Annotated in this window: 12 protein-coding genes and 1 pseudogene; 9 read left to right on the top strand and 4 right to left on the bottom strand. The window is 60.9% G+C overall.

Annotated elements, in window-relative coordinates; all coding sequences use genetic code 11:
* Positions 1-149 precede the first annotated feature (149 nt).
* Positions 150-1,181 carry an aldo/keto reductase gene (locus AC245Y_RS34115; protein WP_017997305.1) on the top strand — a complete coding sequence of 344 codons (1,032 nt, stop codon included), beginning with the start codon at positions 150-152 and terminating at the stop codon, positions 1,179-1,181.
* A 44-nt stretch (positions 1,182-1,225) separates the two neighbouring features.
* A pseudogene (locus AC245Y_RS34110) lies at positions 1,226-1,734 on the top strand (MFS transporter); the annotation flags it as partial.
* Positions 1,735-1,794: 60 nt separating this feature from the next.
* On the opposite strand, the gene AC245Y_RS34105 reads toward AC245Y_RS34110, so the two are convergent.
* Positions 1,795-2,634, bottom strand: coding sequence for an SDR family NAD(P)-dependent oxidoreductase (locus AC245Y_RS34105; protein WP_012760375.1), 840 nt, complete (start codon positions 2,632-2,634; stop codon positions 1,795-1,797).
* 118 nt (positions 2,635-2,752) lie between these two features.
* Between AC245Y_RS34105 and AC245Y_RS34100 the strand changes: the two genes are divergently transcribed.
* The 7 genes from AC245Y_RS34100 to AC245Y_RS34070 all read left to right on the top strand — a co-directional run bounded on the left by AC245Y_RS34100 (position 2,753) and on the right by AC245Y_RS34070 (position 12,449).
* Positions 2,753-4,060 (top strand): extracellular solute-binding protein, encoded by a 1,308-nt coding sequence (locus AC245Y_RS34100; protein ID WP_017997306.1) that lies wholly within the window; start codon positions 2,753-2,755, stop codon positions 4,058-4,060.
* Entirely contained in the window at positions 4,060-5,019 is a 960-nt protein-coding gene (locus tag AC245Y_RS34095; RefSeq protein ID WP_017997307.1) for a carbohydrate ABC transporter permease, read from the top strand. Before AC245Y_RS34100 ends, AC245Y_RS34095 begins: the two co-directional genes overlap by 1 nt.
* Complete coding sequence (locus AC245Y_RS34090; RefSeq protein ID WP_003554805.1) at positions 5,016-5,837, top strand: carbohydrate ABC transporter permease; 822 nt, start codon at positions 5,016-5,018, stop codon at positions 5,835-5,837. Before AC245Y_RS34095 ends, AC245Y_RS34090 begins: the two co-directional genes overlap by 4 nt.
* Positions 5,838-5,841: 4 nt before the next feature.
* Positions 5,842-7,893 carry a beta-galactosidase trimerization domain-containing protein gene (locus AC245Y_RS34085; RefSeq protein WP_012760378.1) on the top strand — a complete coding sequence of 684 codons (2,052 nt, stop codon included), beginning with the start codon at positions 5,842-5,844 and terminating at the stop codon, positions 7,891-7,893.
* A 140-nt stretch (positions 7,894-8,033) separates the two neighbouring features.
* The gene (locus tag AC245Y_RS34080) at positions 8,034-9,068 is read left to right on the top strand and encodes a LacI family DNA-binding transcriptional regulator (protein ID WP_003554807.1); all 1,035 of its coding nucleotides are present in this window, start codon (positions 8,034-8,036) and stop codon (positions 9,066-9,068) included.
* A gap of 37 nt (positions 9,069-9,105) precedes the next feature.
* Positions 9,106-10,203 carry an ABC transporter ATP-binding protein gene (locus AC245Y_RS34075; protein WP_012760380.1) on the top strand — a complete coding sequence of 366 codons (1,098 nt, stop codon included), beginning with the start codon at positions 9,106-9,108 and terminating at the stop codon, positions 10,201-10,203.
* A gap of 2 nt (positions 10,204-10,205) precedes the next feature.
* Positions 10,206-12,449 (top strand): glycoside hydrolase family 95 protein, encoded by a 2,244-nt coding sequence (locus tag AC245Y_RS34070; protein WP_017997310.1) that lies wholly within the window; start codon positions 10,206-10,208, stop codon positions 12,447-12,449.
* A 503-nt stretch (positions 12,450-12,952) separates the two neighbouring features.
* On the opposite strand, the gene AC245Y_RS34065 is transcribed toward AC245Y_RS34070, so the two are convergent.
* From AC245Y_RS34065 to AC245Y_RS34055, 3 genes are read right to left on the bottom strand one after another with little or no spacing between them, the layout of a single operon-like run.
* Positions 12,953-13,738 carry an SDR family oxidoreductase gene (locus tag AC245Y_RS34065; RefSeq protein ID WP_017997312.1) on the bottom strand — a complete coding sequence of 262 codons (786 nt, stop codon included), beginning with the start codon at positions 13,736-13,738 and terminating at the stop codon, positions 12,953-12,955.
* Between the two features lie 46 nt (positions 13,739-13,784).
* Positions 13,785-14,558 (bottom strand): SDR family NAD(P)-dependent oxidoreductase, encoded by a 774-nt coding sequence (locus AC245Y_RS34060; protein ID WP_012760383.1) that lies wholly within the window; start codon positions 14,556-14,558, stop codon positions 13,785-13,787.
* A 10-nt stretch (positions 14,559-14,568) separates the two neighbouring features.
* Positions 14,569-15,903, bottom strand: a complete 1,335-nt coding sequence (locus AC245Y_RS34055) for a dihydroorotase (RefSeq protein ID WP_017997314.1) — start codon at positions 15,901-15,903, stop codon at positions 14,569-14,571.
* Positions 15,904-15,916: the final 13 nt, after the last annotated feature.

The raw sequence follows: 15,916 nt of genomic DNA, 5'->3' as shown, positions 1-15,916 counted from the left end.
AAACGACATTGTAGCATTTTGCTGCATTACGGCGGTTGGTGCCCGTTTGGGACGTGTGAAGGCAGTTCGCTGCTCGTTCATTCACCGCCGTCGACATCGAAATGACAGCCGCCATTGATGCCGCGGTTGTGTTCAAAGAGGAGGAAAAAATGGATTATCGCAAGCTCGGTCCCAGCGGGACCGTCGTCACCGCCTATTGCCTCGGCACCATGACCTTCGGCGCGGAGGCCGACGAGGCCGCCTCGCACAAGCTGCTCGACGATTATTTCGCCTGGGGCGGCAATTTCATCGATACCGCCGATGTCTACAGCGCCGGCAAGTCGGAAGAGATCATCGGACGCTGGCTGAAGGCCCGCCCGACCGAGGCCCGCCAAGCGATCGTCGCCACCAAGGGACGCTTTCCGATGGGCAACGGACCCAATGATATCGGCCTGTCGCGTCGGCATCTTAGCCAGGCGCTCGACGATTCGCTCCGCCGCCTCGACCTCGAGCAGATCGACCTCTACCAGATGCATGCCTGGGACGCGCTGACTCCGATCGAAGAGACGCTGCGTTTCCTCGATGATGCGGTATCCTCCGGCAAGATCGGCTATTACGGCTTCTCCAATTATGTCGGCTGGCACATTGCCAAGGCCTCGGAGATCGCCAAGGCGCGCGGCTATACCCGTCCGGTGACGCTGCAGCCGCAATATAACCTGCTGGTGCGCGACATCGAACTCGAGATCGTCGCGGCCTGCCAGGATGCCGGCATGGGTCTGTTGCCGTGGTCACCGCTCGGCGGCGGCTGGCTGACCGGCAAGTACAAGCGCGACGAGATGCCGACCGGCGCCACCCGCCTCGGTGAAAACCCCAATCGCGGCGGCGAATCCTATGCGCCGCGCAATGCGCTGGAGAGAACCTGGGCGATCATCGCTGTCGTCGAAGAGATCGCCAAGGTGCATGGTGTCAGCATGGCGCAGGTGGCGCTCGCCTGGACGGCGGCGCAGCCGGCGATCACCTCCGTGATCCTAGGCGCCCGCACACCGGAACAGCTCGCCGACAATCTCGGCGCCATGAAGCTCAAACTCTCCGACGACGAGATGGCAAGACTGAACGAGGTGAGCGCGCCTCAGCCACTCGACTATCCCTACGGCAAGGGCGGCATCAACCAGCGCCATCGCAAGATCGAGGGTGGGCGGTAGTTCGTGGACTGGGACGGTGGCCGAGCCGCCGTCCGGTTCGCCTCGTCACGGCGCTTTTCTCATCGGTCGTCCGCGGGCATTTCGATGGAACTCCATCTCGCCGTGACCTTTGTCGGGGTTGTTGTCCTCGGCATACGCTGGCGCGGATCGCGTTGCATGAAGGCAAGGCACCGCTGGTTGCGCTTCCCACCTGGGGCCTCATGCCGCTCTGCGTGATCGGCATCGCGGCCTTTCTCGTCGAAGGCGCCGGGATCGACTGGTCGGCGATCTATATGCGCGATGTGTTTTCGGTCGAGCCCTTCATTGGCGGACTGGGATTGACGCTCTTTATCTTCTGCATGGCGCTGGCGCGCCTGTTCGTCGATCCGCTGGTCGATCGGTTTGGCGCGCGCCCCGTCGCCACGATGTTGCTTGTTCTTTCGGCCATCGGCATCTGCGCCGTGTCGGCGGCGCCGCATCCCTATGTCGCGCTGGCGGGCTTTGCCTTGATGGGCGCCGGCTGCACGCGGTCTATCCTCTCGCTGTCTCGGCGGCCGCCCAACGCACAGATCGCCGGCGCTCCGGGCTGCCGGCGGAGGTAGCGCTGCTGCTGCTCGGCGCCGTTTCATCGCCATCAGAGTTTCTGTTGCTCTATCGCGCTGAAGCGCAATGCCCTTCCATCGGCTTCAGCCAAAGCGTCCATTTCCTTTTCGAGCACATCTCGATCGTCGACGCCGCGCAACAGGCGACCAGCAAGCACATCGAAACGGCCGGCGGCGATGTCCGCGATAAGAAGTGCAGCTCGAGAAGGGTGGATATCGATGCCATCGTCGAAGAGCTGCTGGATGGCGGGCAGATAAGTTTTGCCTGCCTCCGAAAACAACTGCTTTTCCGTCATGTCGGTGCGTACGAGCCCCGGGTCGACGGCAAAGGCGCGTACGCCATGAGCGATCGTCGTATCATTGAGACACTCGGTCAGCCGCATGATCGCTGCTTTACTCGATGCGTATCCAGAACCGTGCGGGAAACTGTTGCCCGTCCCTCCGCCAACGAGATTGATGATCCGGCCTCTGCCGCGCGCCAACATGGTCGAACAAGCCGTGCGGGAGGTGTGAAACGTCCCTTGCAAGTTGATCTCCACATCCCGCCACCAGGCAACAGGATCACACTCCCATATTGGTCCGAAAGCCTGGAAGGAACCGTGATTGTTGACTAACGTATCAACCGGACCGAACTCAGATGCGATCCGGACAAAAGCGTTTTCGACGGCGCTGTATTGGGTGACGTCGGTCGTCACAGCGATCGCTTGCCCGCCCTCATCTTCGATCAGCGAGACTGTTTCCTCGATCTCAGTGGCGGTTCGCGCAAGCACTGCGACCTTGGCGCCTTCTCGCGCCTGCCAAAGGGCGATCTCCCGACCGATTCCTCTACCGCCACCGGTGACGACCGCTACACTGTGCTTAAGCCGGGTCATTTTATGCTCCTATGTTTTGCAGCACTATCAGATAAACCCTTGCTAGTTTCAAGATAGATGATAACGTTTCAACTAAATTGAGTGCGAATGGCAAAGTCAACGTTTGGGAGGATGTGACATGACCAACAGCAGTGGATTCACGCATGAGATACGTCGCCGCACCCTGCTTGCGGGTGCGGGAGGTGCCGCATTGATGGCGTTGGCGGGCAGCGCCAAAGCGCAGGATATCGTCAGTGGCGAACTTGTGGTGCTGAATTGGCTCGGCGGTTCCGAGCTCGACATGATGCATAAGATCCAGACTGCATTTACCGCGAAATATCCGAAAGTGACGATCAGGGAAGTTGCCATTACCGGCCAAGGAGACATGCGCGGTGGCATCCGCACGGCACTCATGGGCGGCGAAGTGGTCGATGTTCTCTACAACACCTGGCCGGCCTTCCGGAAGGAATTGCTCGATGCCGGCATGCTGCGGCCGATCGACGACCAATGGAAGTCCTTCGGCTGGGACAGGCTCATCAGCCAATCCTGGAAGGATCTCGGCGCTATAGCCGGCAAGACCTATGGCCTGACCTACACCTTCGGCGACCGCTCCGGCATCTGGTACAAGAAGGAGCACCTTGCCAAGGCGGGCATCACCGAGCCGCCGAGGAGCTGGGACGAGTTCGTCGCCAGCTTTGCGAAGCTTACGAAAGCTGGGTTCGCGGCTCCGGTCGCTATTCCCGGCAAATACTGGGCGCATGCCGAATGGTTTGAAACGCTGCTGCTGAGAACGGCAGGCGTCGAGACGGCTTCGAAGCTAGGCGCGCACGAAATTTCGTGGACCGATCCGGCCGTGAAGAATGCGCTTACAAAATATGCCGAAATGTTGACCGCGGGCTGCTGCGGAGCGCCGAACAGCATGCTCGCCAACGACTGGGACGGGGAAGCCGACCAAATCTTCCAGGCGAATGCCAAAAATTACCTGCTGATCGGCATGTGGATGAATAACCGCGCCAAGAACGACTACAAACTCACCGAAGGTAAGGATTACGGTCTCTTCCAGTTCCCCGCCCTCGGGATGGGTCATGACGACACGTCGAGCGTCGATACCAAGGAACTGCTCGTCACGGCAAACGGCCCCAATCCGAAGGCAGCAGACGCCTTCCTCGATTTCTGGACAAGCGCCGAGGCCGCCAACATTCTTGCCAAGAACGGCTATGCGTCACCAAGCAGCAATACCGACACGTCGCTCTATGGCGAGACGCAGAAGGTGGCGACATCAGCGGTCGCAAGCTCGAAGCTGCAATTCGTGCTCGGAGATCTCTTGCCCGGCGATCTCGTCGATGAATATCGGGTGCAACTGCAGAAATTTCTCCAGGATCCCTCGGCTGCCAATATCGATACCGTCCTTGCGGCAATCGAAACCAAGGCCCAGGGATCCTACTGATGGCCGGCACCTCCGCTTCCCCGGCGCGGGAGGCGGCGGGCGTGACGCAGGTTTCCCCGCTGGCGGTCAGCATTCAAGGCAGTCGGCGTCTGCTCAGGGACACGCCCGCCGCATTGATCCTGATCGCACCCGTCATCGTGCTCTTTGCCGTCGCCGTCGTCTATCCGCTGGTGGAGACTATCCGCTTGAGCTTCTGGGACATACAGGGCCTGCGGAAGCCTTCCTTCATCGGCTTCGGCAATTATGTGCGGCTGTTTTCGGACGCCGCCTTTCGCAGCACGCTGCTAACGACCCTGATCTTCACGATCGGGACGACGGTGATTTCCGTCTCGATTGGCTGGGCTCTGGCAATGACGTGCGCGTTCGCGCCACGACAGACGCTGCCGTTCCGCGTGATGATCTTTGCCGCCTTCGGTATTTCGGAGGCAGTTTCGGGCTACATGTGGATCGGCATCTACAGGGCCGATGCCGGCGGCCTGCTCAATTCGCTGATTCAGCTTTTCGGGTTTTCCGGCTTCTCGCATGCTTGGCTCGGTGACGCCAATACCGCACTGTGGGCGCTCATCATAGCCGCATCGTGGAGCGGCGTGGGCTTGCCCTTAATGCTGATCTTCGCCGCCATCCAGGCAATCCCGAAATCCGTGCTCGAGGCAGCCTATATGGACGGCGCCAAGCCGCTCTCGACCATGCGCCATATCATGATGCCGCTGTCGATGCCCGGCGTGCGTGTCGCGGTTTTCATCAATCTTCTGGGTTCGCTGCGCGCCTTCGACATCATCTACATCCTGACGGGCGGCGGACCGGTGCGCTCAACCGAGACGGTCGGCTATTTCATGTACCGGGAATCCATGACCCAGTTCAAACTGGGCTATGGCGCCGCCGCGACCGTCATCCTGCTGCTGGCCGTGCTCATCGTCTCGATCCCCGCCATCATCCAGCGAACGGCAGGTGCGAAATGATCGGCAAGGCTCCCCGCTGGATTGTCATCTTCGTCGGCATCATCGCTTGCATCTGGGTCATCCCAATCGTCGGTATCGTTGTTACCTCCCTGCGTCCTCCCGAGGGCGTCTCGCTTGGCTGGTGGCACTTCGAGCGCTTCGATCTGACCTTCGACGCGTGGCACCGCGTCTGGGACAAATATCCGCTGTCCCAATCCATGTGGGTGACGATGAAAACAGCGGGGATCGCGACGGCGCTGACGATGCTTTTGACGCCGGCGGCGGCCTACGCCTTTCATTTCCTCAATTTCCCGTTCCGCCGCATCTTGCTGATCATCATCATCAACGCATTCGTGTTGCCGCAGCAGGTTGTCATCATTCCGCTCTTCACGCTGTGGCGCGATCTCGGGCTGATCGACAACATTCTCTCCGTTCTCATTCCCTATGTCGGGATGTCCTTTGCTTGGTCGATCTTCCTCGTCAAAAATTTCTTCGAGGATTTCCCGCGCGAACTAGTGGAAGCCGCCAAGATTGACGGCTGCGGACCGATTGCGACTTTCCGTCATGTGGTACTGCCGAACAGCCTGTCGCCGATCTTCGCCGTCGGAATCCTGCAGTTCCTCTGGACCTGGAACGCCCTGCTGCTGCCGATGCTTTTCCTGCGCAACGACATACCCCTGCCCGTGCTGCTTGCCCGCATCTCCGGCAGCTACGAGATCAATTGGGACTTGCGCTCGGTGGCGGCGATCATCACGACAATCGTTCCCCTCCTCGTCTTTCTTGTCTTCCAACGTCAGTTCGCCGCCGGCTCTCAAACCCGCACCGGCGCAAAGGAATAGGACCATGCCGAACACCACAAACAAGCCGTTGCGCTACCGCCAGATCCATCTCGACTTCCATACGTCGGAACATATTCCCGGCATCGGCGCCGACTTCGATCCGGATATCTTCGTTTCAACGCTGAAGGCGGCGCATGTCGACTCGATTACGATCTTCGCCAAGTGCCATCACGGCTGGTCCTACTATCCGACCAAGGTCGGCAAGCCGCATCCGCGGCTGGCCCGCCCGGACCTCCTCGGCGACATGGTGAAGGCGCTGTCGGCAGCCGATATCGAAAGCCCGATCTATATATCGGTACAATGGGACGAGCTGACGGCGCGCGAACATCCCGAATGGCGCGCCATGACCGCGTCGAACCAATACCACCACGACCGTCCGGACGACCCTTCGGCGGGTAAGCAGCTCAGCCCGGCGTGGCATACGCTCTGCCTCAACCATGCCGGCCTACGGAAATACATTCTCGACCAGGCGCGCGAAGTCGCGCAAAGCTATCCCACGCAGGGTCTGTTCTTCGATATCATCCTCACGCCGGATTGTGTCTGCCCGGCTTGCATCGAGCGCATGCAGTGCGAGGGTCTCGATCCGGAAAATTCGGCGGACCGGCTGAAGAACGACGAGGCCGTCAACGAACAGTTCCGCCGCGAAACGAGCGAGGCGCTGTTTAAGGAGTTCCCCAATCTTCGCGTCTTCTACAATTGCGGACATATCCACAAGCAGGGCCCGAAGCGCTTTTCCACCTATTCTCATCTCGAGCTCGAAAGCCTGCCGACCGGCGGTTGGGGTTACGATCACTTTCCGTCCAGCGCGCGCTACGCGGCAACGCTCGGCATGGATTTCCTGGCTCATACAGGCAAGTTCCACACTTCGTGGGGCGAGTTCGGCGGTTTCAAGCACCCTGACGCACTGGAATATGAATGTGCGCAGATGATCGCGCTCGGATCGAAGTGCCTGGTGGGCGACCAGCTGCATCCGAACGGCGCCATCAATCCTGATACCTATGCCTCGATCGCGCCGGCCTATCGACGCGTCGAAAAGCTGGAGCCGTTTCTGCATGGAGCCAAGCAGGTCTCCGAGATCGCCATATTGTCGGCCGAGCATATGAACCCCAAGGGCGCGCGCAACCATCCGAGCGACGATGGCGCGGCACAGATGCTGCAGGAACTGAAGCGGCCCTTCGACGTGCTCGACAGTTCCGCTCGTTTCGAGGAATACCGGCTGCTGATCCTGCCGGACGAAATCCCGGTCGATGCCGCGCTTGCGTCTCGGCTGAAAGCCTATCTCGCCAGTGGCGGCAAGATCATCGCCTCCTGGCATTCGGGCATCGGGGATGATGGTGCATTTGCCGTCGATTTCGGCATCGAGCGGCAGCCAACGCCAGTCGCGTTCAAACCGAGCTATGTGAAGGCAGGCAAGGACCTTGATCCGTCCATGCCGGAAACGGCTTTCGTTTTCTACGATGAAGCCGAAACCGTCCGCCCGGTCGACGCAACGGTGCTGGCCGCTATCTACCCCTCCTACTTCAACCGGTCTTACAAACATTTCTGCTCGCACCAGCATGCTCCGGACGATACAGCCGCTGAGATGCTTGGCGCTGCCGTGACCGAGCATGGGGGCACCGCTTATATCGCCTACCCGATCTTTCGGCTTTACCGGGCCATCGGTCAGCCGCTCTATAAATATGTTGTTCGCGGGCTTCTCGATCGTCTCGTTCCCGATCCGGCGATGGTTACCGATCTTCCCTCATCCGGCCGGGCAACGCTGACCCGACAGATTGGGCACAATCGCCACATCCTGCATCTTCTCTACGGACCGCCGCAGATCCGCGGCAAGGATGTTCGTGGCGATGACGGCTCGACACGGGTGATGGAAATGATCGAGGACATCCCGGCGATCGGCCCGGTTAACGCCAGCGTGCGGTTGCCGGCAAAGCCGAAGCGGGTTTTCGATGCCATGACCGGAGAGGATCTGGCCTGGGAAGCCGGCCCAGACGGCGCCATCAGCATCACGGTACCACGACTGCGCATCCATAGTGCCGTGGTCTTCGAAGGCGCGTGATGAGGATCGACGCCTTCCATGCGTCAGACTTCGCACCGCCGCTCTCAATGCTGGTGAGCGGCCAGGCGCCGGGCTATACGAGGGAGATGGACGCGAAAACGCGTCACAATCCGATGAATAACTGCAGGAGCCCGCTTGAAATGCATGAAACGGATCGGACGGCCGGAAGGCGGCGGGGAGCCACGATCATCGACGTTGCCAGGGTGGCGGACGTCGCTGTCGGCACCGTGTCGCGCTATCTCAACGGCGAGACGGTCCGTCGCTCGAACCGCGAGCAGATCGAGCGGGCGATCCAGGAGCTCGGCTACCGGCGAAATGCGGCGGCTGCGTCTATCCGTACCGATCTAACCCATATGATCGGCTTTCTGGTCCCGACCTTCGATGAGTTTCATGCCCGCATGCTGGAGCACCTGGCCACTTCGGTCCGCTCGACTGGTCGCGCGCTCCTGACCTATTGCCATGGCGGCGATCCGCGCGTTGTTGCTGAAGCGCTGGACTTTTTCGCCGCGCAGCGCGTCGATGCGCTGATCATGGATGGTACGGCCGAAGTCTATGACCGGGTGGACGACCTGATCGAACATGACGTGCCGATCATCTTCTACAATAACGACGTGCGTGGGCTCGCGGCTGACCGGGTGATGGTCGAAAACCACCGCGCGAGCTACCGCCTAATCAGTCATTTGATCGATCTCGGCCATACGCGCATCGGCATGCTGACGGGTGACCCGCGCAATTCGTCGGGCATCGAACGCCTGGCCGGATACGAGCAGGCGCTGCGTGAGCGGGGCATCGTCGTGGATGCTTCCCTGGCAGTGCGCGGCAACTGGCGCATGGATGGCGGCTACGAGGCGACCAAGCGACTGATGTCGCTGGAGCGCCCACCCACAGCTATCTTCTCCGCCAATTACGGCATGGCGGTCGGGGCACTCAGCTGGCTGAAGGAGAACGGCCGTCACGTGCCCGACGATATCTCGCTGGCGAGCTTCGACGACGTAGCGGTCTTCCGGCTCTACGAAGCTGGCATTACCGCGGTCGCCCAGCCGGTCGCCGGCATCGCGGAAAAGATCACGGACATTCTCGTGGAACGCCTGACGGAATCCTCGAGCGGCGCGACGCACAGCATCGTTCTCGAATGCGACATCATCCTGCGAGGCTCGACGCGACGGATCACCTGACGCGCTCTGCTTGCCAAGCGGTCAAAGGGAGGAAATTTTGGCCAGCGTAGAATTGCAGAATATCGACAAAACCTATGGGAGCTTTGAGGCGATCGGCAATCTCAATCTGAGCGTCGACGATGGCTCGTTCACGGTGTTCGTCGGCCCTTCCGGCTGTGGAAAATCGACGCTGCTACGGATGATCGCCGGCCTCGAAAAGATCACGGCAGGCGACCTCAAGATCGACGGGCGGCGGATGAACGAAGCCGATCCGATCGAGCGCGGCGTGGCCATGGTTTTCCAGAACTACGCGCTCTACCCGCATATGACCGTCGAGCAGAATATCGGCTTCTCGCTACGCATGGCGGGCCTTGGAAAGGCCGAGATCCAGCGCAGCGTTGCCGTTGCGGCGGCAACACTGCAGATAGAACCGCTGATGAAGCGCAAGCCGGCGCAACTCTCCGGTGGTCAGCGTCAGCGTGTCGCCATCGGCCGGGCGATCGTGCGCAATCCCGCCGTCTTCCTGTTCGACGAGCCGCTGTCGAACCTCGACGCTGAACTCAGGGTGTCCATGCGTGTCGAGATCGCGAAACTGCACCGGCGCATCGGCGCAACGATGATCTATGTCACCCATGACCAGACGGAAGCGATGACGCTGGCCGACAAGATCGTCGTCATGCGAGCAGGCAAGATCGAGCAGACAGGGACACCGGATACGCTCTATGCCGACCCCGACAACCTCTTCGTCGCCGGTTTCATCGGCTCCCCGCGGATGAATTTCCTGGATGGCACGCTGGACCCCAATGGCGTTGTCAGGCTCGATTGCGGCGCCGTCTTCAAGACGGGCCTTTTGCACGGCGAAGGCGACATCTTGATCAAGGCCGGCATTCGGCCCGAGCACTTCACCGGACACGACGATGCCGGCGGCGCAATTGACCTCAAGGTCGACGTGGTGGAAAATCTCGGCGGCACCCGTTTCATCTATGGCACGCTGAGTTCCGGGCAGGCCGTCATCATCGAGGACCGCTCCGAGACCATCCGCCGCCCCGGGGAAAGCGTCACCGCCGGCTTCCCCGCACGAAGGGCCCTGCTCTTCGGTGGGGACGGTGAGCGCATCCGCGGGGCGCGCCCGGCAAACACCCTTCCGGCGGGGTAGTCATGACGTCTCATCTTCTCTGGTACGATGCGCCCGCACAGCTATGGACGGACGCGCTGCCGCTCGGCAACGGCCGGCTCGGGGCCATGGTCTTCGGCGATCCCCTGCGCGAACACCTGCAGATCAACGAATCCACCTTCTGGGCCGGCGGTCCCTATCAGCCCGTTAATCCAGACGCTTTTGGTCATCTGGGAACCGTGCGGCAGCTGATTTTCGACGGCCATTATGCGGACGCCGAGGCGCTGGCCGAAAAACGTCTGATGGCACGGCCGATCAAGCAGATGTCCTACCAGCCGATCGGCGATCTCCGCCTCGAATTCAAGTTCGCCGAGATTGTCTCCGGGTATCGGCGTGCGCTCGATCTCGATACCGCCATCGCTACCTCGTCTTACACCGCCAACGGCATCGCCTACCTGCGCGAAGCCTTCGTGTCGCCGGTCGACGGTGTGCTCGTCCTACGCCTCTCGGCTGACCGGAAACGCGCGATCAGCTGCCGGATCTCCATCGACAGTCCGCAGCAGGGAGAGATGAGCATAGGAGAGGGATCGCAGTTGAGCTTTTCGGGGAAGGGCAAAGCGGAATCCGGCATTGCCGCCGCTCTCCGGTTCGCCTTTGGCGTCCGGCTTATCAACAGCGGTGGAACGGTGAACGCTTCTGGGGGAGGCTTGTCGGTAGAAGGCGCTGACGAGGTTCTGGTCTTTCTCGACGCGGCGACGAGCTTCAGGCGCTACGACGACGTGTTGGGACATCCCGAGCGCGATATCATCGATAGACTTGAAAGAGCCGCTTCGCGCGATTTCGTATCGTTGCGCGACGATCATATCGCGGAGCATCGGCGACTGTTTAGCGCATTCGCCATTGATCTCGGATCGACGCCTGCGGCGTCGCTTCCAACCGACCAACGTATCGCTGGATTCGCTGGCGGCGATGATCCGGCGCTGGCAGCGCTTTATGTCCAGTTCGGCCGCTATCTGATGATTGCCTCGTCGCGTCCCGGGACGCAACCGGCCAATCTGCAGGGCATTTGGAATGCGCAAACGGATCCACCCTGGGGCAGCAAATACACAGCCAACATCAATCTCCAGATGAACTATTGGCTGCCGGCGCCGGCCAATCTGCGCGAGTGTCTCGAGCCGCTCGTCGAAATGGCCGAAGAGCTTGCCGAGACCGGCAAGGTGATGGCACACGTACACTATCGCGCCCGCGGCTGGGTCATGCATCACAATACCGATCTCTGGCGCGCAACGGGACCGATCGACGGCGCCAAGTGGGGACTCTGGCCAATGGGCGGTATCTGGTTGATGGCGCAGCTGCTGGAAGCATGCGACTACCTTGATGACGCCGAAGCGATGCGACGTCGACTATTTCCGATCGCCCTGGAGGCGGCGCACTTCCTCTTCGACGTGCTTGTTCCGTTCCCCGGCACGGATTATCTGGTGACGAACCCATCGCTTTCACCCGAAAACGCCCACCCGTACGGAGCGTCGATTTGCGCCGGTCCGGCGATGGACAGCCAACTCGTCCGCGATTTTTTGGGTCTCCTGCGCCCTCTCGCGGTCTCAATCGGTGGAGAGCCCGAGCTTGTCGCCGACATCGATCGTGTGCTGCCGCGCCTTGCGCCCGACAGGATCGGCGCGAATGGCCAGTTGCAGGAATGGCTCGAAGACTGGGACATGCAGGCGCCGGAGATGCATCACCGCCATGTCTCGCATCTCTACGGCCTTTACCCGAGCTGGCAGATCGACATGGACAGAACGCCCGACCTCGCCGCCGCCGCTCGCCGTTCACTGGAGATCCGCGGGGACGACGCGACGGGGTGGGGCATCGGCTGGCGCATCAACCTTTGGGCGCGGCTGCGCGATGGCAACCATGCTCACAACGTACTGAAACTGCTTCTCACACCGGAACGAAGCTACAAAAACCTGTTCGACGCTCATCCGCCCTTTCAGATCGACGGAAATTTCGGCGGTGCGGCAGGCATCGTGGAAATGCTCGTGCAGTCGCGTCCGGGGGAAATCCATTTACTCCCTGCGTTGCCGACGGCATGGCCGGGCGGCAGTATCCGTGGCTTGCGCCTCCGCGGCGGCATGCTGCTCGACCTTGATTGGGAGGATGGCGAACCGCTGACGATTAGGCTCACGGCCTCGCGCAATGTCAGCTCGATCCTTCGCTTCGGCCAAACGCGACGCAAAGTCGATCTCGCCGCTGGCGAAAGCTTTTTCGAGGGCGGAAGCGAGTTCCGCTAAATCCGCGCGGACGACGTGCTGGGGCCGAGCTCGTACGGCAAACGGGTTGTCCGATCCGTCGGAGACTGGTTGGCGGCTACACGCCGGACGTCGCCGAGATTGTCGAACTCGAAAAGATGGTGCTGGCACTCGAGCGCAAGGACCGAAGGCTGCAGGCGACGCTGTATTTGATCGCGTCACGCAGCTTTTGAAAAAGATGGCCGAGACCCATCGTTTGGCGTCAGAACACTCTTGCTTGAAAAGTGATGCAAATCAGCGCCTGCGCGGCGCATCGTTCGCGACAACAGGCCATCGGAGGAGCGGCCTCTCGCCCGGCGAGCATGCGGCCAATCAAATATGTTAGCCGCGCCTGTCCATTGGAAATTCAATGGCTCCGCCCATGACTGAGAGTTAAAGCCATAGCAAACATCGCTGGTCAACCGATGGCTTCTTCTCGCAGTCAAGGCAGTCGAAATTTCAGTCAAAGGCCCTGCTTGTCAACAGAAAGCGAAGGCAGGGCGCAATCACACGCTTGAGATTAGCCCCCCGTCCACCCGGATCACCGATCCGGTCAGATAGGAGGCGCGCCTGCTTGCCATGAACGTGACGACATCGGCATATTCTTGCGGATCACCATAGCGCCCGACTGGGATCGATGCAGTGCTTGCCGCTGAAACCTCCTCGACGGCCTTCCCTTCGCGCTTCGCCTTCTGTTCGTCGAGGAAGGCGATACGCTGTGTGGCGACACGACCTGGCAAGACGACATTGACGGTCACGCCATCACGACCGACCTCGCCCGCCAGTGTTTTAGACCATCCGAGAAGCGACATGCGCAGGGCATTCGACAGGCCAAGATTGGGAATGGGCGCGACGACGCCAGATGATGTCGAGGTGATGATGCGTCCCCACTTCTTTTCACGCATCCTGGGAAGTACGGCATCGGAGATTGCTATGACCGACAGAACCATGCTGTCGAAGTATTTACGCCAGCTCTCGGCACTCTGACCGGAAACGAGCGTCGGCGGCGGGCCGCCGGTGATATTGACAAGAATGTCTACCGAGCCGAGCTGCTCGTCGATGGCGGCGAGATTGGGCTCGATCACGCCGAGTTCGGCAAGGTCCCATTGAAGCGCCATCGCTAAGCCGCCAGCCGTGCGGATATCGGCAACCGTTTTATCCGCTGCCTCCCTGTCGATATCTGCAACCGCGATCCGCGCGCCTTCGACGGCGAGCGTTTTAGCAATTGCCCCGCCAAGCCCGCCGCCGGCGCCCAATACCAGGGCAGTCTTGCCTTTCAATCCGAGATCCATGGTCCGTTTCCTTTCCGTTATTGGCGATCTTCATACGCTGTGATCATCAGCCCGCCATCCAGCCGCCATCGACCATCAGGTTAACGCCGGTCATGTAGCTCGCCATGTCGCTGGCGAGGAAAAGCGCGGCACTCGCGACATCGTGTGGCTCGCCGAGCCGCGGCCAAGGGGTGCGACGGCGCGAATAATCGAGAGCGTCGGGATCGTTGGCGACACCCGGTTTGCCGGTGACGATCTTGCCGGGGGCAATCGCATTGCAAACGATACCTGTCGCAGCATGGTCGACGGCAATTTGCCGGGTCATTTGTACGACTGCACCCTTGCTGACGCCGTATGGGAAATCACCAGGGCAAGCGACCATGCCGTGCTGCGATGAAATGTTGATGATGCGGCCACGCGTTTCACCGGTCGGCTCCTGCGCCAGAAATTGCTGCGCGGCTCGCTTGCAGCAATAAAAGAACCCGGTGACATTGACGGCGATCACCCTATCCCATTGTTGGGGCGAGGTTTCAAGGAGATTGGTCGAGGTATAGATCGCGGCATTGTTGACCATGATGTCGAGCCGACCGAACTCTTTCACCGTTTGTGAGACCAGCCCATCGACGTCAGCCCAGTTGGAGATGTCGGTCCTTACGAACATGCCCTCTCCGCCTGCCGCAACGATGCAGGAAAGGGTCGTTTCACCCCCCTCGATCGGAGCCTCGCAGACGTCGGCGATCACGACGACCGCGCCCTCTTCGGCGTAGCGAAGTGCGATCGCCCGGCCGAGGCCGGAGCTCGCGCCGGTGACAATGGCAATTTTCCTGTCGAGCAAAGGCATCGGCATTCCTTTATGCAGTCCTGCGGACGACTTGGCCGCGACGGGGATTAATAAGCGTTCCGTCTTTGACGATGCGTGCGCCGCGCAGGAAGACGTCGGTCAACCGGCCGGCCGTGCGCCTGCCGTGAAATGGTGAATAGGCGGCACGGGAGGCCTGCTCGGTATTGGTGATGACAGTCGGTCGGTCCGTATCGACAATTAGAATGTCGGCATCGCTGCCGACGGCAATCGAGCCTTTCGAACGTCCAAGTCCGAAGCGATGAGCGGGATTGTAGGCGCAGATCCGCACGAGATCCGAAAGCCCTATTACCTTCTCCGCCACAAGGTCCAGCATCACCGAGAGCAATGTCTGAAGACCCGGCATCCCGCCGGGAATATCTGCGAAAGATCCATAGACTGCCGACTTTTCGGCCGGGCTGTGCGGCGCATGATCCGTCGCCATGATTGTGATCAGGCCCTCAGAGACCGCTCGGCGCAAGGCCGCGACATCGTCGCGACCGCGAAACGGAGGCGATCCTTTCAGCCGGGCACCTTCCGTCTCGTAGTCGTCGGATGTGAAGAACAGGTTCTGCGGTGTCGTTTCCACGGTGACATCAGCCATGCTCCGAAGACGGCTCCAGGTCTCGGCGCCGAGCCTCGAATTGATTTGACGCACATGCACGCGCGCGCCGGTCTCAGCCGCCGCCAGTACCGCGCGTGCAATACCGCCGGCTTCGGCGAGCGGCGGTCTGCTGGCCAAAAATGCCGGAACGCCAACACTGCGCTCCCGCACGCCGGCTCCCTCGAGGATCGACTGGTCGCCGGGGGAAACGCCTATCACCGCGCCGGTACCCGCCAGCCGGCGCAGCGTCTCAGTGACAGCATCCAGACTATCGAACCGATAGTCGACGGGTACGTCAGCCGTGAACAGTTCAAGAGAGACCGGCGACAAAGCAAGCAGGGCCTCCAGGCTGTCATAACTCTTTGAAACCACGGCCTGAAAGCCGACGTCGACATGAATTCTGCCCGCCGCGCTCGCCATCTTATCCGACAATTGCTGCGCAGTCGCCGTCCAGGGATCGTCCGTCGGCATGTCGAGAATGGTCGTCACGCCGCCGAGCGCCGCTGCGTGTGTGCCGCTTTCGAAATCCTCCTTCTGCGTCATTCCCGGTTCGCGCAGATGAACATGCGCATCGACCAGGCCGGGCAGCACCTTTTTGCCGCTCGCATTGACGAAGCCGCGCGCCATGGCGGGCTCGCCAGGCGCTAGGACGGCCGCGACGCTTCCGTCGAGAATGCCGATATCCGCAGGAAGTTGACCGCTTGCGTTGACGACCATGCCGCCGGTGATCAGCGTGTCGAACATAGTCGCCCTCGCC

It is taken from the genome of Rhizobium sp. SRDI943 (genome assembly GCF_057653695.1).
Note: the sequence above shows the minus strand (reverse complement) of the source record. Positions and strands in the feature narration are given on the sequence as shown.

Coding starts and splice junctions, on each gene's coding strand:
- AC245Y_RS34115 (WP_017997305.1), top strand. CDS start 150: ATGGATTATCGCAAGCTCGGTCCCAGCGGGACCGTCGTCACCGCCTAT.
- AC245Y_RS34105 (WP_012760375.1), bottom strand. CDS start 2,634: ATGACCCGGCTTAAGCACAGTGTAGCGGTCGTCACCGGTGGCGGTAGA.
- AC245Y_RS34100 (WP_017997306.1), top strand. CDS start 2,753: ATGACCAACAGCAGTGGATTCACGCATGAGATACGTCGCCGCACCCTG.
- AC245Y_RS34095 (WP_017997307.1), top strand. CDS start 4,060: ATGGCCGGCACCTCCGCTTCCCCGGCGCGGGAGGCGGCGGGCGTGACG.
- AC245Y_RS34090 (WP_003554805.1), top strand. CDS start 5,016: ATGATCGGCAAGGCTCCCCGCTGGATTGTCATCTTCGTCGGCATCATC.
- AC245Y_RS34085 (WP_012760378.1), top strand. CDS start 5,842: ATGCCGAACACCACAAACAAGCCGTTGCGCTACCGCCAGATCCATCTC.
- AC245Y_RS34080 (WP_003554807.1), top strand. CDS start 8,034: ATGCATGAAACGGATCGGACGGCCGGAAGGCGGCGGGGAGCCACGATC.
- AC245Y_RS34070 (WP_017997310.1), top strand. CDS start 10,206: ATGACGTCTCATCTTCTCTGGTACGATGCGCCCGCACAGCTATGGACG.
- AC245Y_RS34065 (WP_017997312.1), bottom strand. CDS start 13,738: ATGGATCTCGGATTGAAAGGCAAGACTGCCCTGGTATTGGGCGCCGGC.
- AC245Y_RS34060 (WP_012760383.1), bottom strand. CDS start 14,558: ATGCCTTTGCTCGACAGGAAAATTGCCATTGTCACCGGCGCGAGCTCC.
- AC245Y_RS34055 (WP_017997314.1), bottom strand. CDS start 15,903: ATGTTCGACACGCTGATCACCGGCGGCATGGTCGTCAACGCAAGCGGT.